24 protein-coding genes, 1 tRNA gene and 2 pseudogenes are annotated in these 24,940 nt (G+C 66.5%); 18 read left to right on the top strand and 9 right to left on the bottom strand.

Features of this window, described 5'->3' with window-relative positions; genetic code table 11:
• Positions 1-71: 71 nt before the first annotated feature.
• Together EET03_RS21855 and EET03_RS21850 are read right to left on the bottom strand one after the other, a co-directional pair.
• A complete protein-coding gene (locus EET03_RS21855) occupies positions 72-1,220 on the bottom strand; it encodes an acyl-CoA dehydrogenase family protein (protein ID WP_063471210.1) in 1,149 nt (382 codons plus the stop codon).
• The gene (locus EET03_RS21850; protein WP_099194250.1) at positions 1,217-2,899 is read right to left on the bottom strand and encodes an acyclic terpene utilization AtuA family protein; all 1,683 of its coding nucleotides are present in this window, start codon (positions 2,897-2,899) and stop codon (positions 1,217-1,219) included. Before EET03_RS21850 ends, EET03_RS21855 begins: the two co-directional genes overlap by 4 nt.
• 292 nt (positions 2,900-3,191) lie before the next feature.
• Here EET03_RS21850 and rpmF point away from each other — a divergent pair, with 292 nt between their 5' ends.
• The 5 genes from rpmF to EET03_RS21820 all read left to right on the top strand — a co-directional run bounded on the left by rpmF (position 3,192) and on the right by EET03_RS21820 (position 7,792).
• Positions 3,192-3,365 carry a 50S ribosomal protein L32 gene (gene rpmF / locus EET03_RS21845; RefSeq protein WP_063471208.1) on the top strand — a complete coding sequence of 58 codons (174 nt, stop codon included), beginning with the start codon at positions 3,192-3,194 and terminating at the stop codon, positions 3,363-3,365.
• A gap of 113 nt (positions 3,366-3,478) precedes the next feature.
• Positions 3,479-4,165 (top strand): two-component system response regulator MprA, encoded by a 687-nt coding sequence (gene mprA, locus EET03_RS21840; protein WP_036393573.1) that lies wholly within the window; start codon positions 3,479-3,481, stop codon positions 4,163-4,165.
• On the top strand, positions 4,165-5,712 hold the full coding sequence (locus tag EET03_RS21835) for a HAMP domain-containing sensor histidine kinase (protein WP_063471207.1): 1,548 nt from the start codon (positions 4,165-4,167) through the stop codon (positions 5,710-5,712). The genes mprA and EET03_RS21835 overlap by 1 nt, the downstream gene beginning before the upstream one ends.
• A 95-nt stretch (positions 5,713-5,807) precedes the next feature.
• Positions 5,808-7,247 carry a S1C family serine protease gene (locus EET03_RS21825; RefSeq protein ID WP_075541584.1) on the top strand — a complete coding sequence of 480 codons (1,440 nt, stop codon included), beginning with the start codon at positions 5,808-5,810 and terminating at the stop codon, positions 7,245-7,247.
• A complete protein-coding gene (locus EET03_RS21820; protein WP_036401978.1) occupies positions 7,247-7,792 on the top strand; it encodes a MogA/MoaB family molybdenum cofactor biosynthesis protein in 546 nt (181 codons plus the stop codon). Before EET03_RS21825 ends, EET03_RS21820 begins: the two co-directional genes overlap by 1 nt.
• A 21-nt stretch (positions 7,793-7,813) precedes the next feature.
• Here the strand turns inward: EET03_RS21820 and mscL are convergent.
• The 4 genes and pseudogenes from mscL to EET03_RS21800 form a co-directional block, all read right to left on the bottom strand.
• Positions 7,814-8,265 (bottom strand): annotated as a pseudogene (gene mscL, locus EET03_RS21815) (large-conductance mechanosensitive channel protein MscL).
• Between the two features lie 148 nt (positions 8,266-8,413).
• On the bottom strand, positions 8,414-9,079 hold the full coding sequence (locus EET03_RS21810; RefSeq protein WP_075541602.1) for an SAF domain-containing protein: 666 nt from the start codon (positions 9,077-9,079) through the stop codon (positions 8,414-8,416).
• Positions 9,080-9,144: 65 nt separating this feature from the next.
• Positions 9,145-9,456 (bottom strand): FmdB family zinc ribbon protein, encoded by a 312-nt coding sequence (locus tag EET03_RS21805; protein ID WP_075541585.1) that lies wholly within the window; start codon positions 9,454-9,456, stop codon positions 9,145-9,147.
• 69 nt (positions 9,457-9,525) lie between these two features.
• Positions 9,526-10,122 (bottom strand): 5-formyltetrahydrofolate cyclo-ligase, encoded by a 597-nt coding sequence (locus EET03_RS21800; protein ID WP_075541603.1) that lies wholly within the window; start codon positions 10,120-10,122, stop codon positions 9,526-9,528.
• Positions 10,123-10,199: 77 nt separating this feature from the next.
• Here EET03_RS21800 and EET03_RS21795 point away from each other — a divergent pair, with 77 nt between their 5' ends.
• The 5 genes from EET03_RS21795 (at position 10,200) to EET03_RS21775 (ending at position 14,626) form a co-directional block, all read left to right on the top strand.
• Positions 10,200-11,108 (top strand): UTP--glucose-1-phosphate uridylyltransferase, encoded by a 909-nt coding sequence (locus tag EET03_RS21795; RefSeq protein ID WP_075541586.1) that lies wholly within the window; start codon positions 10,200-10,202, stop codon positions 11,106-11,108.
• Positions 11,109-11,193: 85 nt separating this feature from the next.
• Positions 11,194-12,483, top strand: coding sequence for a molybdotransferase-like divisome protein Glp (gene glp, locus EET03_RS21790; RefSeq protein WP_099193728.1), 1,290 nt, complete (start codon positions 11,194-11,196; stop codon positions 12,481-12,483).
• A gap of 21 nt (positions 12,484-12,504) precedes the next feature.
• Positions 12,505-13,158, top strand: coding sequence for a GNAT family N-acetyltransferase (locus EET03_RS21785; RefSeq protein ID WP_082274490.1), 654 nt, complete (start codon positions 12,505-12,507; stop codon positions 13,156-13,158).
• 189 nt (positions 13,159-13,347) lie between these two features.
• On the top strand, positions 13,348-14,502 hold the full coding sequence (sepX, locus tag EET03_RS21780) for a divisome protein SepX/GlpR (RefSeq protein WP_099193727.1): 1,155 nt from the start codon (positions 13,348-13,350) through the stop codon (positions 14,500-14,502).
• A 51-nt stretch (positions 14,503-14,553) separates the two neighbouring features.
• Positions 14,554-14,626 (top strand) — tRNA-Ala (locus tag EET03_RS21775).
• A gap of 35 nt (positions 14,627-14,661) precedes the next feature.
• On the opposite strand, the pseudogene EET03_RS21770 reads toward EET03_RS21775, so the two are convergent.
• Positions 14,662-14,841 (bottom strand): annotated as a pseudogene (locus tag EET03_RS21770) (tyrosine-type recombinase/integrase); the annotation flags it as partial.
• Here EET03_RS21770 and EET03_RS21765 point away from each other — a divergent pair.
• A complete protein-coding gene (locus EET03_RS21765) occupies positions 14,816-15,121 on the top strand; it encodes a hypothetical protein (RefSeq protein WP_167470680.1) in 306 nt (101 codons plus the stop codon). The pseudogene EET03_RS21770 and the gene EET03_RS21765 overlap by 26 nt on opposite strands.
• Before the next feature lie 102 nt (positions 15,122-15,223).
• Here the strand turns inward: EET03_RS21765 and EET03_RS21760 are convergent, their stop codons facing one another.
• Positions 15,224-16,084 (bottom strand): hypothetical protein, encoded by an 861-nt coding sequence (locus EET03_RS21760; protein WP_075541591.1) that lies wholly within the window; start codon positions 16,082-16,084, stop codon positions 15,224-15,226.
• 143 nt (positions 16,085-16,227) lie between these two features.
• Here EET03_RS21760 and EET03_RS21755 point away from each other — a divergent pair, with 143 nt between their 5' ends.
• The gene (locus tag EET03_RS21755) at positions 16,228-16,956 is read left to right on the top strand and encodes a RelA/SpoT domain-containing protein (protein WP_167470681.1); all 729 of its coding nucleotides are present in this window, start codon (positions 16,228-16,230) and stop codon (positions 16,954-16,956) included.
• Positions 16,953-17,210: a hypothetical protein gene (locus tag EET03_RS21750; RefSeq protein ID WP_075541593.1), complete on the top strand. Its 258-nt coding sequence runs from the start codon at positions 16,953-16,955 to the stop codon at positions 17,208-17,210. The genes EET03_RS21755 and EET03_RS21750 overlap by 4 nt, the downstream gene beginning before the upstream one ends.
• A 617-nt stretch (positions 17,211-17,827) precedes the next feature.
• On the opposite strand, the gene EET03_RS21745 is transcribed toward EET03_RS21750, so the two are convergent.
• Positions 17,828-18,622 (bottom strand): FkbM family methyltransferase, encoded by a 795-nt coding sequence (locus tag EET03_RS21745; protein WP_075541594.1) that lies wholly within the window; start codon positions 18,620-18,622, stop codon positions 17,828-17,830.
• A gap of 373 nt (positions 18,623-18,995) precedes the next feature.
• Here EET03_RS21745 and EET03_RS21740 point away from each other — a divergent pair, with 373 nt between their 5' ends.
• The 5 genes from EET03_RS21740 to EET03_RS21720 all read left to right on the top strand — a co-directional run bounded on the left by EET03_RS21740 (position 18,996) and on the right by EET03_RS21720 (position 24,655).
• Positions 18,996-20,390: a tyrosine-protein kinase domain-containing protein gene (locus EET03_RS21740; RefSeq protein WP_075541604.1), complete on the top strand. Its 1,395-nt coding sequence runs from the start codon at positions 18,996-18,998 to the stop codon at positions 20,388-20,390.
• Positions 20,387-21,859: an O-antigen ligase family protein gene (locus EET03_RS21735; RefSeq protein WP_075541595.1), complete on the top strand. Its 1,473-nt coding sequence runs from the start codon at positions 20,387-20,389 to the stop codon at positions 21,857-21,859. Before EET03_RS21740 ends, EET03_RS21735 begins: the two co-directional genes overlap by 4 nt.
• Positions 21,860-21,879: 20 nt before the next feature.
• Positions 21,880-22,977, top strand: a complete 1,098-nt coding sequence (locus EET03_RS21730; RefSeq protein ID WP_244232479.1) for a glycosyltransferase family 4 protein — start codon at positions 21,880-21,882, stop codon at positions 22,975-22,977.
• Between the two features lie 76 nt (positions 22,978-23,053).
• Positions 23,054-23,803, top strand: coding sequence for a class I SAM-dependent methyltransferase (locus EET03_RS21725; protein WP_244232478.1), 750 nt, complete (start codon positions 23,054-23,056; stop codon positions 23,801-23,803).
• Positions 23,804-23,980: 177 nt separating this feature from the next.
• Entirely contained in the window at positions 23,981-24,655 is a 675-nt protein-coding gene (locus EET03_RS21720) for a class I SAM-dependent methyltransferase (protein ID WP_075541597.1), read from the top strand.
• The last annotated feature ends 285 nt before the right edge of the window (positions 24,656-24,940 follow it).

Genomic DNA, 24,940 nt, shown 5'->3' with positions numbered 1-24,940 from the left:
TACCGCCCGCGTGCGGGGGACGGAGCGATGAGGTGGGGGTACCTCCCGCGTGCGGGGGAGAGGCGGTGCAATCATGATTGATACCCCAGCAGTTTGGCGGCAAGTGCGGTCAGGATTTCGGTGGTTCCGCCGCCGATACCCAGTATCCTCATGTCCCGATACTGGCGTTCGACTTCGGATTCGGCCATGTAGCCCATCCCGCCGAAGAGCTGGACGGCCTGGTTGGCCACCCATTCGCCGGCCTCGACGGCGGTGTTCTTGGCGAAGCACACCTGCGCAATCAGGCTCGTCTCACCCGCAAGCTGACGCTCCACCACGTGACGGGAGTAGACCCGGGCGACGTCGATGCGCCGGGCCATCTCGGCCAGGGTGTTCTGCACCGCCTGACGCGAGATCAGCGGACGCCCGAACGTCTCCCGGTCGCGACACCACTGCGCGGTGATGTCCAGACATCGCTGCGCGCTCGAATACGCTTGTGCGGCAAGACCGATACGTTCGGAGACGAAGGCCTGGGCGATCTGGGCGAATCCGCTGTGCTCGGCGCCCACCAGATTGGCGGCCGGTACTCGCACGTCTGTATAGGACAGCTCGGCGGTGTCCGAGGAGCGCCAGCCCATCTTGTCCAGCTTGCGGGTGACCTCGAAACCCGGGGTCCCCTTTTCGACCACCACCAGCGACACCCCGGCGGCCCCCGGCCCGCCGGTACGCACCGCGGTGACCACGTAGTCCGCGCGCACCCCGGAGGTGATGTAGGTCTTGGCGCCGTTGATCACGTAGTGGTCGCCGTCGCGGACGGCGCTGGTGCGCAGGTGCCCGACGTCCGAACCGCCGCCGGGTTCGGTGATGGCCAGCGCGCCGATTTTCTCACCGGCCAGGGTGGGACGAACGTAGCTGTCGATCAACCGTGCATCGCCGGAGGCGATCATGTGCGGCACCGCGATGCCGCAGGTGAACAGCGACGCGAAAACCCCGCCGGGCGACCCGGATTGGTGCATCTCCTCGCAGATGATCACCGAGTCGGCGCCGTCGCCCCCGCCACCGCCGACGGCTTCGGGAAAACCCGCTCCCAGCAGGCCGGCGGCCCCGGCGCGCCGGTGCAAGTCACGCGGCAACTCGCCGACTCGCTCCCATTCGTCGATATGCGGCAGGACTTCTCGTTCGGCGAACGAGCGGACGGTCTTTCGCAGCTGTTCGCGCTCCGGTGTGGTCCAGATATTCACAACAGCGTCTCCGGAATGTCGACGTGGCGGCTGCGCAGCCATTCGCCCAGCCCCTTGGCTTGCGGATCGAAACGCGCCTGGTAGGCGACGCCCTGACCCAGGATCCCCTCGATCACGAAATTCAGCGCCCGCAGATTGGCCAGCACATGCCGGGTGACGTCGAGTTCTGCCGTCTCGGGCAACAGTTCCTTGAGAAACTCGACGGTCAACGTGTTGGCCAGCCAGCGCCACTGCTCGTCGGTGCGCACCCACAGCCCGACGTTGGCCGAACCGCCCTTGTCGCCGCTGCGGGCGCCGGCGATCAAACCCAGCGGCGCGCGCCGGGTCGGTCCCGCGGCTAACGGCTCGGGAAGCGGCGGGAGAGCTGCCGGTGTGAGCTCCAAAGTCTCGGAAGCGCAGGCGATTTCACTGCGGGTACCGTCGGGATGGACCGCGACGTGCGGCACCTGGGTGGCGTCGACGTAGCCCGGGGTGTACACGCCGTACACCTGACCGTCGCCGGGCGGGGCGGTCACTGTGAAGCCCGGATAGCTGGCCAACGCCAATTCGACTGCGGCCGAAGAGAATTGCCGTCCGACATTGGCGGGATCGGGATCGCGGACCACGCAGCGCAGCAAGGCGCTGGCCGCCTCCTCGGTGTCGGCGTCGGGGTGGTCGGTGCGGGCCAGGGTCCACTCGAGTTCGGTGGGTTTGACGGTCAGCGCGGCTTCGAGCTGGCGTCGCACCAGATCCGCCTTGGCCTCGATGTCGAGGCCGGTCAGCACGAATGTCATGGAGTTACGGAAGCCGCCGATGCTGTTCAGCGACACCTTGAGCGTGGGCGGCGGCGGTTCGCCCACCACACCGCTGATGCGCACCCGGTCCGGGCCGTCAGCCGAGAGTGCGATGGTGTCCATCCGGGCCGTCACATCCGGGTTGGCGTAGCGGGCGCCGGTGATCTCGTAGAGCAGCTGCGCGGTGACGGTGTCGGTGCTGACCAGACCGCCGGTGCCGGGGTGTTTGGTGATCACCGAGGAACCGTCGGCGTGGACCACGGCCAGCGGGAAGCCGGCGTGGATAAGGCCCGGCACGTCGGTGAAGAAGGAGTAGTTGCCGCCGGTGGCCTGCACCCCGCATTCGATGACGTGACCGGCGACCACCGCTCCGGCCAGCTGGTCGTAGTCGGTGCGGCCCCAGCCGAAGTGCGCGGCCGCCGACCCGACGACCACCGAGGCGTCGGTGACCCGGCCGGTGACGACGACGTCGGCTCCGGCATTGAGGCAGTCGACGATGCCCCACGCACCCAGGTAGGCATTCGCCGTCAGCGGTGTGCCGAGGCCGAGCTCGGCTGCCCGGGACAGCAGGTCGTCTCCTTCCACGTGGGCGACCCGGGCCGGGACGCCGAGGCGCTGGGCGAGGGCCCGGATCGCGTCGGCCAACCCGGCCGGGTTCAGGCCGCCGGCGTTGGCCACAATGCGCACCCCGCGGTCGCAGGCCAGCCCCAGACAGTCGTCGAGTTGGGTCAGAAATGTCTTGGCGTAGCCGCGCTCGGGGTGCTTCATCTTGTCGCGACCCAGGATGAGCATGGTCAGCTCGGCCAGATAGTCACCGGTGACGTATTCGACGTCTCCGTCGGTGAGCATCTCCCGCATGGCCGAGAGGCGGTCGCCGTAGAAACCCGAGCAGTTGGCAATCCGCACGGCTCCGGACGCGCCACCAACAGAGGCCATGCGCGTCCTCCCTTCATTGGGATTACCGATGGGGCCGAACCCGGCCAACCAACCGGTAGGTCAGCATAGCCGTAAGCCTCGAGCGGTGTGATACCCGCCTCTCTCGCCGACGTCACGCTCCGTTTTGGCGAGCTGGAGCTCACCGACTACCCTTTTAACGACACCCTGCACAAGGGTGGTGTCACCGTCCGGCCGACGAGTTCGACGGCTGCGCGACGCGACACGCACCGACCCCACCCCGATCGAGGAGTAAGGCCCCACCATGGCGGTACCCAAGCGCAGGACGTCGCGCGCGAATACCCGAAGCCGGCGCTCGCAGTGGAAGGCCACCTCGACCGAACTGGTCGGTGTCACCGTGGCCGGCCGGAAGCACAAAGTGCCCCGCAGGCTGATCAAGGCGGCGCGCCTGGGCCTCGTCGACCTCGACCGGCGCTAGCTTCTCCCAGCAACGGCTACTGTGGCGCATGTGACGAGCCCGCCGGCCGAGCCCATCCTTTCGACGGCGCGCCTCTCAGGCCAGTCTCAGGCGGTCGTACGAAACTAGTGTCCGTGCGAATTCTTGTCGTCGACGACGATCGTGCGGTACGCGAGTCACTGCGCCGGTCGCTTTCTTTCAACGGCTACTCGGTCGAACTGGCCCACGACGGGCTCGAGGCTCTCGACATGATCGCCAGCGATCGGCCCGACGCACTCGTGCTGGATGTCATGATGCCGCGACTGGACGGCTTGGAGGTGTGCCGTCAGCTCCGCAGCACCGGCGATGACCTGCCGATCCTGGTGCTGACCGCCCGTGACTCGGTGTCGGAGCGGGTGGCCGGCCTCGACGCCGGCGCCGACGACTACCTGCCGAAGCCGTTCGCTCTCGAAGAATTGCTGGCGCGGATGCGGGCATTGCTGCGCCGCACCAAACCCGACGACACCGCCGAGTCGGTGGCCATGCGCTTCTCCGACCTCAGCCTGGACCCGGTAACCCGTGAGGTCACCCGCGGGCAGCGCCGCATCAGCCTCACCCGCACCGAGTTCGCCTTGCTGGAGATGCTGATCGCCAATCCGCGACGCGTGCTCACCCGCAGCCGCATCCTCGAAGAGGTGTGGGGCTTCGACTTTCCCACGTCCGGTAATGCGCTGGAGGTCTACGTGGGGTATCTGCGCCGCAAAACCGAGGCCGATGGCGAGCCGCGGCTGATCCACACCGTCCGGGGAGTGGGTTACGTGCTACGCGAAACGCCGCCCTGATGCTCGGGTTCCGCCGCCGAGCACGGGTACCGCTGCGAACGACCAGTTCGTTGTCCCTGCGGTGGAGGGTCATGCTGCTGGCGATGTCGATGGTGGCGATGGTCGTCGTTCTGATGTCGTTCGCGGTGTACGCGGTGATATCGGCCGCCCTCTATAACGACATCGACAATCAGCTGCAGAGCCGCGCGCAGTTGCTGATCGCCAGCGGGTCGCTTGCCGCCGACCCGGGCAAAGCCATTGAGGGCACAGCCTATTCGGATGTCAATGCAATGCTGGTGAACCCGGGCCACTCGATTTACACCGCCAACCAGCCCGGACAGCACCTGCCCGTCGGAGAGCCGGAAAAGGCCGTCATCCGCGGCGAGTTGTTCATGTCGCGGCGGACGGCGGCCGATCAGCGGGTGCTTGCCATCCACTTGCCCAGCGGCAGTTCCCTACTGATCTCCAAGAGTTTGAAGCCGACCGAGGCGGTCATGACCAAACTTCGCGCGGTACTGCTGATCGTGGGGGGTGTCGGCGTGGCGGTCGCCGCGGTGGCCGGCGGGATGGTCACCCGGGCGGGGCTGCGTCCGGTGGGCCGCCTCACCGAGGCGGCCGAGCGGGTAGCGCGAACCGACGACCTGCGACCCATCCCGGTATTCGGCAGCGACGAACTGGCCAGGCTCACCGAGGCGTTCAACCTGATGCTGCGGGCGCTGGCCGAATCCCGGGAACGACAGGCCAGGTTGGTCACCGATGCCGGGCACGAGTTGCGCACCCCGTTGACGTCGCTCCGCACCAATGTCGAACTACTGATGGCGTCGATGGAGCCCGGAGCGCCGCGACTGCCGGAGCAGGAGATGGTCGGCCTGCGTGCCGATGTGCTGGCCCAGATCGAGGAATTGTCCACTTTGGTAGGCGATTTGGTGGACCTGACGCGCGGCGACGCCGGTGAAGTGGTGCACGAGACGGTCGACATGGCCGACGTCATCGACCGCAGCCTGGAGCGGGTGAGGCGGCGGCGCAACGACATTCACTTCGATGTCCAGGTAATTCCCTGGCAGATCTACGGTGACGCCGCCGGGTTGTCACGGGCGGCGCTCAACCTCATGGACAACGCGGCCAAGTGGAGTCCACCGGGGGGCCGCGTGGGCGTCACGCTGAGACAACTCGACCCGTCACACGCCGAGCTGGTGGTTTCGGACCGCGGGCCCGGCATTCCCCCGCAAGAGCGGCGTCTGGTGTTCGAGCGGTTCTACCGGTCCGCGTCGGCGCGGGCGCTGCCGGGTTCGGGCCTGGGCCTGGCAATCGTCAAGCAGGTGGTGCTCAACCACGGTGGATCGCTGCGGGTTGAAGACACCGTTCCGGGTGGCCAGCCCCCGGGAACATCGATTTCCGTGCTGCTGCCGGGCCGCCCGATGCCGGGTCCGACCTACCCGGCGTCCCCGGCCGATATCGGCGCCAGGGCCGACGCCGGCCGTTTCGATGAGGGCGCCGGGGATTCCACGAACTCACGGAGTTCGACGAACGTTATCTCAGTGGATTCTCAGTCCGCGCGCGCAAGGTAGTGGTGCAGTTACTGTTGACAACAAGCCCATGCCCGCAGCGCATGGCCAAGCACAGGGCCAACTAAGCCCCAATAGAGGAAGAGCAACTTAGCGACATGACGAATCACCCGAGGTATTCGCCACCGCCGCAGCAGCCGGAATATCGTGCCGTACCGAACCAACCGGTGCCGCCGGCTTATGTGCAAGGTTCTGCGCAAACATACAATCAGCAGTTCGACTGGCGCTACCAGCGATCGCAGCCGCAGTACGGTCGGCCCTATGACCCCTTCGCGGGTAGCGGGCCGCGCCCGCAGCCAGGCGCTACCGGGGTGGGCCCCATCCCGGGCGGTACCGGGCAGGGCCCTGCCGGTGGCGGCACCGGTCCCGGCCCGATAACCGGCATCCTTCCGCCGATGTCCCCGCCTCCCACGGTGATTCAGCAGCGACGTCCCCGCGCAGGCATGCTGGCGATCGGCGCGCTTACCATCGCCGTAGTGTCGGCCGGTATCGGCGGCGCGGCCGCATCGGTCGTGGAATTGACCCGGTCACCCGCGAGCACCAACGGTGGCGGAGTGGTCGCCAGCGGCGCTCCCAGCATTCCGGCAGCAAACATGCCGGCGGGTTCGGTCGAGCAGGTGGCCGCCAAGGTGGTGCCCAGCGTCGTCATGCTGGAGACCGATCTGGGGCGCGCATCGGAGGAGGGCTCGGGCGTCATCCTGTCCAGCGACGGGCTGATCCTGACCAACAACCACGTCGTCGCGGCCGCCGCGAAACCGCCCGCCGGTGCTCCGCCGCCCAAAACCACGGTGACCTTCTCTGACGGCCGGACGGCACCGTTCACGGTGGTCGGGGCCGATCCGACCAGTGACATCGCCGTGATCAAGGTTCAAGGTGTCAGCGGACTCACCCCCATATCGGTGGGATCGTCATCGGATCTGCGGGTGGGTCAGCCGGTCCTGGCGATCGGTTCACCGCTGGGTCTGGCCGGCACGGTGACCACGGGAATCGTCAGCGCCCTCAACCGGCCGGTGTCGACCACCGGCGAGTCCGGTAACCAGAACACCGTTTTGGACGCTATCCAGACCGACGCCGCCATCAACCCCGGCAACTCCGGTGGTGCGCTGGTCAACATGAACGGCCAGCTGGTCGGCATCAACTCGGCCATTGCCACGTTGGGCGCGGATTCCGGCGATGCCCAGAGCGGCTCGATCGGCCTGGGCTTTGCCATCCCGGTTGACCAGGCCAAGCGCATTGCCGACGAGCTGATCAGCACCGGCAAGGCGACACATGCCTCGCTGGGCGTGCAGGTGACCACTGACAAGGGCATTCCCGGCGCCAAGGTGGTCGAGGTGGTGCAAGGAGGTGCCGCCGCCAATGCCGGAGTGCCCAAGGGTGTCATCGTCACTAAGGTGGACGAGCGCCCCATCAACAGCGCTGATGCGCTGGTCGCCGCGGTGCGGTCCAAGGCGCCGGGCGACAAGGTGGCGCTGACCTTCCAAGACCCCTCGGGTGGCAGCCGCACCGTGCAGGTAACGCTAGGCAAGGCGGAGCAGTGATGAAGGCAGGTCCTCCGTTGTCAGAGCTCGGATATACGGTTGCACCCATGGAACAGGGTGCGGAGTTGGTGGTGGGCCGGGCACTTGTCGTCGTCGTCGACGATCGCACTGCCCACGGCGACGAAGACCACAGCGGCCCCCTGGTCACCGAGCTGCTCACCGAGGCCGGGTTCGTTGTCGACGGTGTGGTCGCGGTGTCGGCCGACGAAGTTGAGATCCGCAACGCGCTGAACACCGCGGTGATCGGCGGGGTGGACCTGGTGGTGTCGGTGGGTGGGACCGGCGTCACGCCCCGCGACGTCACGCCGGAGGCCACCCGCGACATCTTGGACCGGGAAATCCTCGGTATCGCCGAAGCCATCCGCGCTTCGGGGCTCTCGGCAGGGATCATCGACGCGGGCCTGTCGCGCGGCTTGGCGGGAGTATCGGGAAGCACGCTCGTGGTTAACCTCGCCGGTTCCCGCTACGCCGTGCGAGACGGCATGGCGACGCTGAATCCGTTGGCCGCTCAGATCATCGGGCAGTTGTCGAGTCTCGAAATCTGAGTTTCGGAAGTAACCCGCGGATCAGGTGTCCGCGCGAGGCCCGTGGTTGGGCGCGACACAGCCGCGGCAGCACCGCCATGTTTGCCCGACGGGCTGTCGCCGTTCGTTTGGGCCAGCACGTCCCGGATCTCGGTGAGCAGGACCACCTGCGCGTCGTCCGCCTGTTCGACCTCGCCCCGCTTACGCAGGGTGTTGTACGGCAGCACGATGAAGAAGTACAGCATGAAAGCGATCAGGAAGAAGCTGATCGCTGCCGACACGAGGATGTTCAGGTCGAACTTCTGGTCGCCGATGTACCTGGTCAAGAAGCCGACATTGGACTGCTGATTGACGCCGATCAGATTGATCAGCGGCGTGATGATGCTGTCGGTGAAGCCCTTGACCAACGCCGTGAACGCGGTGCCGATGACCACCGCGACGGCCAGGTCGACGATATTGCCCCGCGCGAGAAACTCCTTGAACCCTTTGAGCATGGGTAGCCTTTCCACAGTCGATGTCGTCTGATCCTGTCCTGCATGCCGGGCCGTTGTCTCGGCACGTCGAAGGCAGACGGTATCGCAGATGCGGGTTGGCTCCACGGGTGACGTGAGTATTCATGGCCGGGCCATGATTGGGGCCGGCTCAATGCAAGGTCAGGGTCACCGTCTGCCCAAGCACCGCGCCTGCGACGGTATTCGCCAGGCGTGCCGGCAGGACGACCAACACCACACGGTCATCGTGTGACTGAAGCTCCCGTTTGGCCGACACCAGCACGACGACGGCGTCGGTGGCCACGACCTTGCTAACCGGCGACGCAGCCTCCGGTGAGTCGGTAGCCGGCGCGGCAAGTACGTCCACCACGTCGCCGACCCGGATGAGGTCGATCAGCGCGCTATCGGCCAGATGGAGCGGGACGATGCGGGCGCCGGGACCGGCCATCGACTCGGCCAGTCGGCTGCCCAGGATCCGCACATCGGTGAGCACCTCGCCGCGTCGCGCCGGGCCTGCCAGCGTCGATCCGACGACTGCCCCCAGGTCGGCCTGTGATCCATCGGGAAGCGTTGCCGCCGAACGCGTTTCGAGCCGGATGTCGTCGTAGGTCAGGGCACTGCCCGGGCGCAGGTCCCGAGCGGTGACCACCACCTGCGAACCGTCGGCCTCGGTATTCGACCGCAGCGCTGCTACGCCGGCCAGCACGACGAGTCCACCGGCGGCGATGCGCCGCGCCAGGACGGTCCGGGTCCAGTCGGGGCGCAGCAGCATCGATAGGCGGCTGAACAGGGATGCGTTCAGCGATGGTTCGGCCACCGACACACCGTATGCGCGAAGCAACGCCGGCGATGCCGGTCAGGAAGCGACCTGTGGATAACCGGTCAGCTTGCGGCGCCCGCGGTAACCGGGGCGGCGGTGCTGGTGGACTTCTCCGCCGGGCTCGACGACTTGGTCTCGCTCGACGTGGACTCGGTGGATGACGACCCGTTGGTCGAGCCCTTCGACTTCTTGTCGGTTTCGCGGCTGTCGGTGCGATAAAAACCGCTGCCCTTGAATACGACGCCAACCGAGTTGAACAGCTTGCGCAGCCGACCCGAGCACTTCCCGCAGGTGGTCAGCGCTTCATCGGTGAAGGCTTGCACAACGTCGAAGCGGTCGGCGCACTCGGTGCACGCGTAGCTGTAAGTCGGCACAAGAACCTCCGGATAATGCGGCTTGGGCTAGCACTCTACTATCTCAAGTGCTAGAACCACCACGTGACATCAGTCATTCCCACACGGGAGCGCGATCAATCCGCGTGCGGGCGTGATGACGTGGGTCATTCGCACGTCGTGTGCTTCCTGCGGCAGCTCGTCGACCAATTCCTCGTCGCGGATCAGCGCAATCAGCCGTGTGTGCGGGCTTATCCCAGCCAGTGAGCGGTCGTAGAAGCCACGCCCCTTGCCCAGCCGCACGCCCCGGCGGTCCACGGCCAGCGCCGGCACGACTACCAGGCTGGCCTCGGCCACAGCCGATTCCGGCAGCCAGGGCTCGGGCGGCTCCAGCAATCCCCACCGGCCCCGCACCAGCTCGCCGGGGCGGTACTCACCCCACAACAGCAGCAACGGAACGTTGTCCGCGGCCACCCGTGCCACCGGCAACAGCACCCGTGCCGCGCGGTGCCGCAATGCCATGAGCATGTCCATCGACCCGGGCTCGCCGCCCACCGGCACATAGGCGCAGACCGTGGTGCGGCCGCTCACCAACGGCTCCAGGTGCCGGGTGAACAGCCCAGCCTCGGTGGCCCGGACGTCGTCGGCAACCAGGCGACGCGCGGCCAGCACCCGTCGCCGCAACGCTGCCTTGCCCGCGCTTGTCACGCCCACAACGATGACAGGCCGGGATTTCGCCACTCCGAACCCACCCGGCAAATCCGGTGAGAGTTATCGTGTGAACGATGTCATCAGATGTTCCGGTCCCTTTCACGGCGATCGTCCCGGCAGCCGGCCTGGGCACGCGGTTTCTGCCCGCGACCAAGACGGTGCCCAAGGAGCTGCTGCCGGTGGTCGACACGCCCGGAATCGAGCTGGTGGCCGCCGAGGCGGCTGCCGCCGGTGCCGAGCGCCTGGTGATCGTCACCTCCGAGGGCAAGGACAGTGTGGTCGCCCATTTCGTCGAGGACCTGGTGCTCGAGGGCACCCTCGAGGCCCGCGGCAAGACGGCCATGCTGGCCAAGGTGCGCCGCGCTCCGGAGCTGATCAAGGTGGAGTCCGTGGTGCAGTCCGAGCCGCTGGGACTCGGACACGCCATCGGCTGCGTCGAGCCCGCGCTGGCGGCCGACGAGGACGCCGTCGCGGTGCTGCTGCCCGATGACCTGGTGCTGCCGACCGGGGTGCTGAAGACCATGTCGAAGGTTCGGGCCCGGCTGGGCGGCACGGTGTTGTGCGCCATCGAGGTGACGCCCGAGGAGATCAGCGCCTACGGGGTCTTCGACGTCGAACCGGCCCCGGATGCCGAGATGGCCGACGTGCTGAGGGTCAAGGGGATGGTCGAAAAGCCCAAGGCGCAGGCCGCCCCGTCGATGTACGCGGCGGCCGGTCGCTATGTGCTCGACCGGGCGATCTTCGATGCGTTGCGCCGCATCGACCGCGGCGCGGGCGGGGAAGTTCAGCTCACCGACGCCATTGCGCTGCTGATCGCCGAGGGCCATCCGGTGCACGTGGTCGTGCACCGGGGATCCCGACACGACTTGGGAAATCCCGGCGGCTACCTCAAGGCTGCGGTTGACTTTGCATTGGATCGTGACGATTACGGCCCGGAGTTGCGGCGATGGTTGGTGGCGCGATTGGGTCTGACCGAGCAGTAGCCGGGCAGCGTGGGGCGACCCGCCCTCGGGGCGACCCGGGTGGTCGGGTCCAGCTCGCCCACCTGGCTCGACGGAAAGGCGCGCTGTGCGTTCTGTGGAGGAGCAGCAGGCCCGGATATCGGCCGCCGCGGTAGCCCCGAGACCGATCCGTGTTGCCATTGCCGAGGCGCAGGGTTTGATGTGCGCCGAAGAAGTGGTGACCGAGCGCCCGCTGCCCGGTTTTGACCAGGCCGCGATCGACGGCTACGCGGTGCGCAGCGTCGACGTGATGGGTGTCGGCCAAAACCTCGGAGCCGTGGGCGCCGAGCTGTTGGCCGACGACGCCACTCTTGACGATCGCGACGTGGTGACCCTGCCGGTGATGGGCACCATCGAAGCGGGTGCGCGCACCCCGACGAGGCTGCAGCCGCGCCAGGCGGCCCGGGTGCAGACCGGGGCCCCGCTGCCCACCTTGGCCGATACCGTGCTGCCGTTGCGGTGGACCGACGGTGGGATGTCGCGGGTGCGGGTGCTGCGCGGCGCGCCGTCGGGTGCCTATGTGCGCCATGCCGGTGACGATGTGCAGCCCGGTGACGTTGCGGTGCGGGCCGGCACCATCATCGGCCCGGCGCAGGTGGGGCTGCTGGCCGCGGTGGGCCGGGAACGGGTGCTGGTGCACCCGCGTCCGCGGCTGTCGGTCATGGCCGTCGGTGGCGAGCTGGTCGACATCTGTCGGACCCCGGGCAACGGGCAGGTGTATGACGTCAACTCCTACGCCCTGGCCGCCGCCGGCCGGGATGCCGGGGCCGAGGTGAACCGGGTCGGCATCGTCAGCAACAACCCCAAGGAACTCGGCGAGATCGTCGAGGGTCAGCTCAACCGCGCGGAGCTGGTGGTGATCGCCGGCGGAGTCGGCGGCGCGGCCGCCGAAGCGGTGCGCTCGGTGCTGTCCGAACTCGGCGAGATGGAAGTCGTCCGCGTCGCGATGCATCCCGGATCTGTCCAGGGGTTCGGGCAGCTGGGGCGGGATCGGGTTCCGACGTTTCTGCTGCCGGCCAATCCGGTCAGCGCGCTGGTGGTTTTCGAGGTGATGGTCCGGCCGCTGATCCGGCTGTCGCTGGGCAAGCGGCAGCCGATGCGCCGGATCGTGCAGGCCCGCACCTTGTCGCCGATTACCTCGGTGGCGGGGCGCAAGGGTTACCTGCGCGGTCAGCTGATGCGCGATCAGGACAGTGGCGAGTACCTGGTGCAGGCGCTGGGCGGGGCCGCGGGCGGATCGTCGCACCTGCTGGCCACCTTGGCCGAGGCCAACTGTCTGGTTGTGGTTCCCACCGGAGCAGAGCAGATACGCACCGGCGAGATCGTCGACGTCGCCTTCCTGGCCCAGCACGGCTAGGCGCAACCGCGGCACCTTCTTGTGAACCTGTTGCGCTCGAGTTACCGGCATCCCGGGTGGCCGATGAACGTCGGGCCGCTGCGGGTCAGGGCGGGAGTGATCCGGTTGCGACCGGTCCGGATGCGCGACGGCGCCCAGTGGAGCCGGATCCGGATGGCCGATCGTGCCCACCTGGAGCCGTGGGAGCCCAGCGCGGAAGGTGACTGGGCGCTCCGGCATTCGGTCGCCGCCTGGCCGGCGGTGTGTTCGGGTCTGCGTTCTGAGGCGCGCAAAGGCCGCATGCTGCCCTACGTCATCGAGCTCGACGGGAAGTTCTGCGGTCAATTGACCATTGGCAACGTCACTCACGGGGCGCTGCGATCGGCCTGGATCGGCTACTGGGTACCGAGCACGCATACCGGTGGCGGGGTGGCCACCGGAGCCTTGGCGCTGGGCCTCGACCACTGCTTCGGCCGGGTGGGATTGCATCGGGTGGAGGCCACCGTGCGTCCGGAGAATGTCGCCAGCCGTGCCGTTTTGGCAAAGGTCGGTTTTCGCGAGGAGGGGCTGTTGCGCCGTTACCTCGAGGTCGACTCGGCATGGCGCGACCACCTGCTGGTGGCGATCACCATCGAAGAGGTCGACGGGTCGGTGGTGTCGAGGCTGATCCGCGCCGGCCGGGCGAGTTTGCCCTGATCCGGCGCCGCAGGGTGCGATTCAGCAGGGCTCGGGCCGGCCGCCGTTGGTCGGGAAAAGTGTGGCTGACGCGACACGTGTGACTAATGGTGCTTGTGAGAGGCAAATTACAGGTGTGTAATTGCCTAAGGCGCATGAACCGGCCGCATTGGCCAACGATCTGCCGCATGGAGAAAGGAGCAGGTCACCATGCCAAGCATCCCGCAGTCGCTCTTGTGGATATCGCTCGTGGTGCTCTGGCTGTTCGTGCTGGTGCCCATGCTCATCAGCAAACGCGACGCGGTGCGGCGCACCAGCGACGTCGCCTTGGCGACCCGGGTGCTCAACGGCGGCGCCAGTGCGCGGCTGCTCAAGCGCACGGGTCCGGCCGCCGGTCATCGCAGCGACCCCCACTGGAAGCCCGAGGAAGACTGGGGCACCGAGCCCGTCGGCCAGGCCGACGACGACGACGATCAGGACACCGCTCCGGTCCATGACGTGGCGAAGGACGCCGAGGTTGCCCCGGATGTCAGCCGCCCGGGGGCGGTCGTCTTGAAGGTTGGCGACGCGAGCGCGGCTGGCGAAACCGAGGCCGACAGGCCGGATTACCTGGACGTCGAGGTGGTCGAGGAGACTGCGGGAGCGCTTCCGGTCGGGGACAGCGCCCGAATGGCCGAGCCCACGCCGCTGGCAGTCGATGGCCGATCCGCTGCGGACGAACCCGCCATCGGGGACGACGCCGCTGACGAGTCCGAACTCGACACCGCAGAACTGTTCGCTGTGCGGGCCGGCGACCAGGAGCATGCCGATCGTGCCGGCCGTGCGGACGACGAATACGAATACGTCGAGGACTCGTCCGGTTTGGAACCCGCGGAGGATCCCCAGGACGACCATGACGCGCCGGCGAGTTTCACCCCCGGTGCCTCACGGCGGCGCCGGTTCGACACCAAGACCGCCGCCGCGGTGAGCGCGCGCAAGTACGCGTTTCGCAAACGCATGCTGATGGCGATGGCGTTGGTCCTGGTGGGCTCGGCGGTTGCGGCCTTCGAGGTGACGCCGCTGGCATGGTGGTTGTGCGGTAGCGCCACCGTCGTCACGACGCTCTACCTAGCCTATTTGCGCCGGCAGACCCGGATCGAGGAGAAGGTCCGACGTCGCCGGATGCATCGGATGGCGCGGGCGCGGGTCGGCGTGGAGAACGCTCATGACCGTGACTACGACGTGGTGCCGTCCCGGCTGCGGCGTCCCGGCGCGGTGGTCCTGGAAATCGACGACGAGGACCCGATCTTCGAGCACCTGGACAGCGCGGTCCCGATGCGACACTACGGGTGGTCGCGCGATCTACCCCGCGCCGTCGGTCAGTAGCCCCGGCAGTTCGGTCATCGGCTGCCGCGGCTGGTAGCCTGCTAGCGATCAGGGGCTATGGCGCAGTTGGTAGCGCGACTCGTTCGCATCGAGTAGGTCAGGGGTTCGAATCCCCTTAGCTCCACACAGTTTGAGCAGCGGTTTTTCCTTCCCGATGGGCTACGAGACGGGCGCCTGCCGCAGGCGTGCCGCAGCAGATTTGATTGCCGCGTCCAAGTTCGCGGCAACAGCGTCTAGGTCTTCGTCGAACAGGTCGGCGTACACATCGAGCGTCATGCTGGCCTTCGCGTGGCCCAACTTGCGTTGCACCGCCTTGACGTTGGCGCCAGCGCTAACGGCCGCGAAGAAACACGGCCTGGAACTGCTGGACGCCGACACCCTGGCGGCGTTGAAGCGCGACGCCCAGGAGGGCCGCCGCATCGCCGCCGCAGGCACCAAGGCCAAGATCGAGGCAGCGGTGGATGACGCCGTAAACCGGGGCAAGATCACCGCGGCGCGCCGCAAGCACTGGGATGCGGTGGCGCTGCCTGATCGAACCCGCATCCACAAGGCGCAGCAGTTGGATCGGTCGGACGCATTGATGCACGTGCTCCGAGGCGCGATCGGCGCGCCCGGATAGTAGGGCGAGTTTCCCGCGCAAGTACATGACCACACCTGCCAGCTCGATTCGATCCGGCGGCCAGCACGGTGCCCAGGATGCCGAAGATTAGCGCCGCGACGGTCACGGGCCCGGCAACACGGCGAACCGTTGCACGATCGACTCCACGAGGTCGATCACGGTAGGCAGCTCCCGTGTGTTGATTTCAGTTCCGTCGTTGGCGCGGAATCCGAACTTGAGTTCCGGCGGCGCCGGCTTTTCAAGCTGGATGCCCGAGGCCCAGGTGTAGGTGTCATCGGGATGGTGGTGAGGGCCGGCGGGGTGGGCCGCCACCTGGGACACCACAACCTTTTTCCCAGGTTCGAGGGGTAGCAACGGACCGGGCATGTAGATGCGAATGTCCACCTTGTACCACGGCTGTATAGCAGGTGATATCGCGCTGGCCGACCAGGCACCAGTCGCGACAAGGCTGAGGTTGCGGTGCTTGTCGGTCCCACCGAGGATGCGCAACCGCGTAAGGAGCGGGGCGATTGGCGGAAGTCCTGATGGCGGCGGGGGCTGTTTGAATTGCTGCACCGCCCGCAGTGCTTTCACCGCCGCGGGCCACGCGCCCGGCACCTTCCGCTTCACGGTGCTGTCCCATTTAGCCGGGTCGTCGACGATCGGGAACTCCACCATATGCGCGCCCTCGCCGTTCGGCGCGCCGCCGCCAGCCAGATAGATCTGGAATGCGGTGTAGTCGAGGGCCGAGCGCAGGGCGTGGAGGACTTCGCCCGCGCGGAGTGCGAGGTTGATTGATGGCAGGGCGTTGACCTTGGCGAAGCCCTTGTAGCAGACGAACTGGTCAGACCGTCGCGATTGCGCCTCGACGCCACCGCCGTCGATCCATGTGCTGATCGCGGCGTCCAGTTGGGCATGCAGCTCCTTCGCCCGCTCGAGTTTCGCGCGGGCGTCGGCGAGGTCGAGCACGCCGGTAACCGCCATGACGACAACGCTATCGGCGGGCACCGGCAACCCGGGGTGAAGACGCGCCGTCAGCGTTTTCGCTGGTAGCGAACATGGCAGCCGGCGTGTCGCTTCTTCAGCAGGGGGCCGGGCGTCAAGCGAGGGCGGTAGCGTTCCCTGACGTGGCTGCGTCTGTGCCGAGCGTCTCCGCGGTGAACCGCGCGGGCGACGTCTTGCGCAAGGTGCGCGTGACAGGGAATCGGGTCAAGGCCTCCGCCGGCAGGGAAATCACACCCGAACAGATCTTCGCCGCACTCGACACCCTGGAAGCATGGCGCGCAGCGCACGCTCGTCCTCTCGGCGCCGCAACAATGGGCCTGCGGTCCCGCGTCGCGACAATGGGCTGCGCTCATATTGAGGTCTCGCAGCGGCTGAAGCGCATTCCGACGATCATCGACAAGCTCAGCCGCGAGCCCGGGATGAATCTGGGCCGGATGCACGACATCGGCGGCTGCCGCGCCGTTCTGCGGAGCCTGGACGAAGTGCAGCGCGTCCAATCGAGGTATGCAGGAGACCCAGTCACTGTAAGAACCAAGGATTACGTTGTCCAGCCGAAACCGGACGGCTACCGCGCAGTGCACGTGATCGTCCGCTATCAGGGGCGCCTTGTCGAGGTCCAACTCCGTACGCAGGTTCAGCACGAATGGGCTTACACCGTTGAAAGCGTCACATCTCGGTTCGGGTTGGATATTAAAGCTGGCGGCGGTCCCCCCGTGCGAGACTGGTTCGTGGCGGTGTCAGAGGCGATGGCGCTCGAAGAACACGACCAAACTGTGGGCCCAGAGCTTCTGCATCGGGTATATACACTGAGAGAGGCCGCCCAACCCTACCTGCAAGGAGTTCGTCGATGACTGCATCGCAGCTCAAGCACTTCTTGCTCGTGTTCGACCACAACCGCGCCCAGCTGATCGACCTGAAAGAGTTCGGTACCGACGCCAAGAATGCGATGGCCGAATACGCCCGGCTCGAACGTGCACACATGAAAGAGTCGGACTCGATCGAGATTGTGCTGATCGGCTCAGATTCGCTGGACACGGTGAAGATCACCCACGCGAACTACTTCGACGGCACCGTCGCAGTCTCTAAGTACTTCGCAGGCATCTAATCCCACCGACCGACAGCCTGTAGCCGGCTGCCGGGCCGCCTAGCCTAGCTCGCGGCGTACGCGATGATCTCGGTCTCGAGTTGCTTGATTCGCCCGATAGAGGACTTGGGCCATTGCGGTGCCACCACTGGTGTATTCGGGAGCTGCGTCCCGTAATTCAGCGGACACGGGTAGGTGGTCGGCGCGGTCATCGTTGATGGGTGAGTTGGCATTCTCCCCCGATCATTGCGCCCAACCCGGCTGTTTGTCTCCGGAACGAACAGGCCGCGTGGCCGTGGTGTTTGCTGGCCTAGTCGTCCTGGGGCAGGTTTGCCGCAGCCGTGCCGCAGTAGATGCAAAACAGGTTGGCGCGGATCAACGCCGTCAACGCCTCCACCTTGTGTTTTACAACCGGCGTCAGCACCGGTCAACGCCACAAACGCCCAGTTGGTTTAGTTCGCATCGAATAGGTCAGGGGTTCGAATCCCCCTTAGCTCCACAGAGTTTGAGCACGTCAACGCAAGCCGCTTGATCAGCGCCGCAACGTAGCTGTCGACGCATGATGCAGCCCCAGGGCCGTCGATAGCCGAGTAAACCACCTGCTTTTGATGTGGCTAGCCGCACCAAAGAACACCGCCTCACCCTTCCGCGGGGACGAAGACGAAGTTGTTGACATAGACGCCGTGGACCGCCCACAGGTCGTCCGGGCCGCCGATGTTTGCCGGGTTCTGATGCCGCGTCGGGTCGAACTCCTCGACCGGCAGCCGAGCGTCACCGAGTTCGAAGTAGCCCGCATAGCCGAAGCCGGTCAACAACGCGGTGATGTCGGCGACGGCGTTGGGGCGATGGCGTTCCTCGGCTTCCACCAGAATCACCGGCCGGTTGCGCCGCAGCGTTTCCGCGGCGCCGCGCAACACGGCCAGTTCGTGGCCCTCGACATCGATCTTGATCAGGCCGACGTCCGCGAACTGCAGATCGTCGAGGCGTTTGACCGGCACGTCGATGCTCCGGACTGCGCTGCCATCCACGTCGCCCAGGACGTTGTTGGTGTCGATCGTGCTCCGGCCCGGTTCGGATTCGACCACTCGCATGGCCGTCACGCCGGGCTTGTCCGAGAGCGCCACCGCTTCCACCCGCACCGCGGCGCCGACCGCAGCGAACATCGTCGCCAGGTCTCGGGCTTGGGCGGCCCGGGGTTCGAACGCAATGACCGCCCGCGACGACGCCAACATCGCGATCGTGAACTCGCCGACGTCCGCTCCGATATCCAGCGAAACGCGGTTCGGATCGCATAACGACGCCGCCAGCCGCACGTCCGGGCGGGATTGGCCGAGGCGTTGTAGCAAACGGTATTTCCGCCGCCAGAAAAAGCGTGGCGCGACAGCTTTTGCTGCCGGGGCCAGCCAGCGTTTGACTGAGCGTGCTACGGGCATTTGTCTGGTCTCCGGCAGCGTTTCCTCGCGATCACCGGCTGGGCGTCCATGGGCATCCGCTACGGCTACGCCGTTGCTGGGCGTGAACATACGCTGCGGCTTGGATCCTACGCTATGCCCGACTCCCTACCTGTTCTTCCAGGCAGGCGAACGACTGATACCTGCAGCGTGACCCGCCGGCCACTGTCACCTGGAAATGGACGGCGCGGCATACCGTGAGTCAGCAAAATTTGCGATTGTTCGGCCTTACGCAGCGATCTTGACGATACGTTGCCTGGCGATGCTGCATAATGTGCTCGCGGTCGGCGCGCCGGGTGCGCAGTGAACCGTATCGGCCCTATTCGTGTGGCATCGGGTCAAGAAAGGGCAGTGGATGGATTTCCGCACCTTCGTTCAGACCCTCCTCACCCGCTGGAAACTCGTCGCGGCCGCGTTGCTGGCCTGTCTGGCCGGTGCGGCGGCCGTCACGGTCTTCCAAAACAAGGCTTACCAGTCGTCGGCCACCGTTCTCATCTCGATTGCCGGTGCGACCGACGTCACCGAGGTGTATTGGGGCGGGCAGGCTGCACAAGACCGGTTGTCGTCGTACGCCGAGATTGCCGGTGGGCGGGCCGTAGCGGAGCGCGCCGTCAGTCGGCTCCAACTCCCCATCAGCGGCGACACCCTGGTGAGCAATACCCAGGTGAAATACACCCCGAAATCGATGCTGTTCACGATCACCGTCACCGATACCGATCCCAAGCGTGCCGCGCTGCTCGCGGGAGCGATGGCCGATGCGTTTGCCACGCTGGTCCCGACACTCGATGTGAACGCGCGTCCGCAGGGCTCTCCGCAGGGCAGGGACGCGCCCCAACCGCCCAAGCCGATTCCGACGGCCGCAGCGATGGTCGTCAAGCAGCCCGAGATAGCCAGTCGTCCGAGCAGGCCGATGCCGTTGCGGAACATGGCGATGGGACTCACCGCCGGGGTGCTGCTTGGCATCGCGGTGGCATTGACCCGGGAGGCCAGCGATCGCACCGTCCGCAGCCGCGGGAAGTTGGAACAACTTTCCGGTCTGCCGACTTTGGCCGAGCTGCCCGGAAAGCACGGCACCACACCGCGGTTCGGCACCGACGTCACGGTCGACGACGCGGTGCGCGGCTTGCGCGCCCGACTGCTCAGGGCCGTCGGACCCGAGGCCCGTCGCGTGCTGGTGGCAGCGCCGTTCGGCGGTGAAGGAACCACGACTACAGCGCTGAACTTGTCGCTGGCGCTTGCCGAACTCGGCGAAGACGTTCTGTTGGTCGAGGGCGATACCCGCCGACCGGTGATCGCCGGTTTGCTGCGAGTCGAATCGGGGGAGGGACTGGCCAACGCGCTGGCCAACCCCGCTATTGCCGCCGAGGCTGTGAAGCGGACGCCGATTTCGAAGCTGTTCATCCTCGCGTCCCGGTTCGTCCGACGCGAGACCTCGCCCTGCAGCGCGTACCTGCCGGAAGTGATCGACACCGTGCTGGCGGACCTGTCGTCGCGTTTTGACCGAATGGTGGTCGACGGGCCGCCGGTGCTGGCGACAGCCGACACCGGTCTACTGGCCGGCGCCGTTCAAGCCACGGTGTTGGTGGTGCGGGCGGGGCGCACCACCGTCGATGAACTCAACGATGCGCTGACCGCGCTGCGCTCGGCCGGGGCGCAGATCGCCGGCACCGTGCTGACCGACGCCCGAGTGCCCCGGCACACCAGAGCCGCGGCTCGGATCTACCGGGCAAAGGTCGGCGGGTCGCCGTGATTCTGTACCTACGGGATCGCTATCGCTTAGTGACGGCCGGAGTACTGCTGGCCGTTTTTCTGTTCGGGTGCTTTCTGGTCGGCGTGTTCGCGGTACGCCAGACCGGCCAGGGGCTGATGCTGATCGCCGCAATATTCAGCTTGGTCGTGTACTGGGCAAAGCCCGAAGCGATGGTCTGGGTCGCGCTTTTCTGGGCGTTCGCGGCACTGCCGGCCGACTTGCACGTCGGCAAGGTCGTCGGCCCGGCGGTGATCTACGCCTACCAGACGGCGCTGGTGCTGGCGATCTGTTACCTGATCCCCATCGTGAAACCGCGGTTCTCCGACTTCGCGCTGCCGGGGATGTTCGCGTTGATCGTGGTGTTTTCGACCGTTGCCGGATTGGCCGCCGGACATGCCGCCTGGGTGGTGATCCGTGAATCGACGACGCTGCTCGAAATGGTCGCCGGGTTCATCCTTGCGGTGCTGATCGTGAAGGGCAATTACGTCAAAGGGTCGATCCGCGCGATGGTCGTGATTCTGTGGTTTTCGGCGGCCATGGCGATTGTGGGTTCGTTTCATGCCGTCCGGCTCGCCGGCCGGTCCGAAAGCCTGCAAGGTACCGGTGCCGGCGAGGCCCTGCGCATCATCCTGTCGGCCCAGACACCGGCCACCGCCGTGCTGACCGCCCTGATCGCCGCCGCGATCGTCGGGGGAGTAAGGCCCGCAATGTATTTGGCGCTGGGCCCACCCGCGTTGATCATTACGTTGCTGTCATTCAGCCGAAACCCGTTGATCTCTTTCGCGGTGGCCGCCGTCGGCGCCTTACTTGCCGGCTTCGGCTGGTCAGCCCTGCGCCGATCGGTCACCCTTGCCGCGATCGGCGCGGTCGTTATCGCGGCGACGCTGGCATGGTCGCTGTTCTTGCTGAAGGGTTCGCCGACCGGGACGTGGGTCGCCGAACAGTTCAGCGCATTCAATCGCCGGGTCCTCGGCGGGGTTTCGACGGGTGCGCTGGCGGTGGACCCGTCGACGTTGGACAGGCTGCGCGAAGTTGACAACCTCGACCGCGCGATCGCCCAGGCGCCGCTGTTCGGCCACGGTCTGGGTTACGCCTATCAGCTGCCGTATGGGAATGACCCGGACGAGTTCACCATGAAGTTCTATCCGACCTACTCCCACCTCTTCTATCTGTGGTGGCTTGCCAAAGCCGGGGCAGTGGGCATGGCGGCGTTTGCCTTATTCGCGCTGACACCGCTGTTCCGGGCGCTGCGCCGGGCCTCGGCGCCGGCGAAGATCAGTGCTGCGGTTAGCGCCGGCCTCCTCGCGATGTCCACTGTGTGGCCGTTGCCGGAGATGCCGACGGACGCCGTTTCGCTTGGTCTGGCCCTGGGAGCGACAATGGGGTTCGCCGGCGCGCGGCCCACCGGCCCGGAAGCGGACGAGACGGTCGCCAACCGGACGCCGGTGGTCACCGGTGGACTCAGGTGAATTCGGTCGGGGAGACTTCGGTGGCGGACAGGCTGCGGGTGCTGGTGGTGGGTCCGGCGCCGACCGCGGCGGACAGCCGGGGCGGCATGGCGGCGGTGATCGCGCTCATGGCTGCACATCCCGACGAGCGAATCCGCATCACGGTGGTGCCGACGTTCGTCGACGAACCCCGGTGGCGGCGGCTGTGGGTCGGTGTCCACGGAATGGTGCGCGCCACCTGGCTGGTGCTGCGCGGGCACACCGATGTTCTGCACGTTCACCTGGCGCACGGCGGAAGCGTGATCCGAAAAGCATTGCCGCTGTGGGCGGCGCGGCTGACCGGCGTACCGACGGTGGTGCACGCCCACAGCTACGACTTCGGCGGCTGGTTCGATCGACTGCCGCCGCGGGTCCAGGCAACGGTGCCGCGCATGCTGGCTGCCGATTGCTGGCTGGTGCTGGGCGAGCGTCACGTCGCGGAGTACGCCAGTCGGTTGCGGTTGCCCGACAGTCGGATCAGCTTGTTGCACAACGCAGTCCGGATTCCGGACACACCGGTGACCCAATTCGGTGCGGAGCCGGTCCACGCGGTGTCGTTGGGTCGGCTGGGGGCACGCAAGGGCAGCTATGACGTGATCGCCGCCGTCGCCGCACTCGACATCACGGTTCGCAGCCGGCTACGGGTGACGCTGGCAGGCGACGGCGAGGTCGACGAGGTACGCACGGCAGTCAACCTGGCCGGACTCGGCGCGACCATCCGGGTGGCGGGCTGGCTGGACTCCACGGCACGCGACGAATTGCTCAGCAACTCACATGTTTTCGTATTGCCCAGCTACGACGAAGGTCTGCCGCTGGCGCTGCTGGAGGCGATGGCGTACGGGCTGGCGCCGGTGACCACGATGGTGGGCAGCATGGGGGAGGTGGTCAGCGATCGCGCCGACGGCCTGATCGTCCGGCCCGGCTGCCCCGGTGAGATTGCCGAAGCGCTGAGCGCACTGGTGACCGACGAACAGCTGCGGGCCCGACTGGGCAGCGCCGCACGCGACCGGGCGAGCGACTTCGGACTCGACCGCTGGTATCAGCGGCTGACGCAGCTGTGGACCCGCCTGGCGAGCACGCCGGCAGCGCTTTCGCGTTAAGTGGCTTCGTGTCGACCGTATCGGCGAACCGGCTAGATTCTGTTGCCACACCATCGCACAGACGGGAAGCGCCGCGTTGACGCAAAGTGAAGAGTACGCCGAGCAGTTCTTCGAATTGCAGACGGAGTCCAACAAAGAGTATTGGCGCCGACTGGGAGTCGCGGCCCCGGACTGGACCGGCAAACGCGTGCTCGATGTCGGTTGTGGCCTCGGAGCGCTGTCCATCGAGATGGCTCAAGCGGGGGCCAGTGTGCTAGGCGTCGATCTGGACGAGAACCTCATCGCATTCGCCAACCGCAAGGTGGCGCAGGAATTTCCCCAGCTGCTCAACCGGGTGACATTTCGAGCGGCCGATGCGATGTCCCTGCCGGTAGCCGAACCGTTCGATGTGATCGTTTCCAAGGACACCTTCGAGCATGCCCCGGACGTCGCGTCGTTGCTGAAGGCGCTCGACAAGCAATTGGCCCGGCCACAGGGAATTCTGTATGCAGGTTTCAGCCCGCTGTATTACAGCCCCTACGGCGACCATGGCCGCACGGGGCTGAAAGTGCCGTGGGCGCATGCGGTTTTGCCCAAGCGGGTGGTGTATGCGGCCGCCGCCCGGCACAACGGACATCCGGTGGGCTCGCTCTTGGACATCGGCCTCAACGGCAATACCCCCGACCAGTTCCGGGCCGCGTTCGACGACAGCGGGCTGCGGATCATTCACCTCGCCTACAACTGCGGCGACAAGCGGTTACTGCCGGTACTCGAGAAAGCCCGCAAGCGGTTCCGGCGGCTCGACCGATTTACCACCGTCAGCATTTATGCCGTCTTCGGCGTGTAATCGTCGTAAGTCGATTCCGGCCGGAATTGTTCAGTCTTGTTTTCTGTCTGGATAAATCACCCTCTTGCGGCCGGCGGTGCGACCGTTTACTCTCGCTACGCGGCACTTGCCCGCTGCAGGTGTTTCGAACGCCGCAATGCAGATTCACGGACGGGCGACCTCAAAGAGTCGGGGCGGATGTCAACCTGGTTGCGGGATGTCGCTACGGGCGTCAATTCGAGACGATCGTTGTCCGGGCGCGCTCGGGCACGACGGTGGCGGCACCTCATCGAGACCTTCCCGTCGCTTCGGGAAATGCGAGTGCTGGACCTCGGCGGAACACCCGAGTCGTGGCGATTGGCGCCGGTGCTGCCGGAATCGGTCACGGTGGTAAACCTGCGACCGCAGGAGTCGCCGGTCGACGGCCCGGTCAAGGGCATTGTCGCGATCCAGGCTGACGCGTGCGATCTGCCCGGCGCGGTCGCGAGCGACCACTTCGATCTGGTGTACTCCAATTCGCTGCTCGAGCATGTGGGCGGCCACGCGCGGCGCCAACGATTGGCCGACAACGTCTGCTCGCTGGCCGACCGGCATTGGGTGCAGACACCGTATCGGTATTTTCCGATCGAACCGCACTGGCTTTTTCCCGGTATGCAATGGTTGCCCTACGAAGCGCGCGTGCAGATATCGATGCATTGGAACCGCGGCCACATTCGGACCCACACTCGTGCGGAGGCGCAGGAACAAGTCGACGAGATTGACCTGATTGGCATTTCGCAGATGCGTCGATACTTCCCGTCATCGACCATCTGGTACGAACGATTCGCCGGATTGATCAAGTCGCTCGTCGCCATTCAAACCGGACCGGCGTAGGTTTTTCGGTCGCCGGGGATGAAGCTTGGTCATCCGTCGATCTGGCCGGGCTGCGACTTGCGTATGACCTGACTAATGGGAAGTACCAGGCCAGCTAGATGAGTAATTCCCAACTGCGCGCGGAGTGTGCATCGGCTGCGCCGAGTGTGTACTGGCGGCGGCGACACGCCGAGCGGCGCCGCAGTGGTTGCACTCTCGGCGTGTCGGCTTGTGAAGGATGTGGTTGGAGGGCACCGATGGACAGTTATGAAGACAGACCTCGATGCCCTCCTGACCGAACTGTAT

This window comes from Mycobacterium innocens (assembly GCF_900566055.1).
In the GTDB taxonomy this organism is placed as follows: domain Bacteria; phylum Actinomycetota; class Actinomycetes; order Mycobacteriales; family Mycobacteriaceae; genus Mycobacterium; species Mycobacterium innocens.
This window is presented reverse-complemented; position numbering and strand designations above follow the sequence as displayed.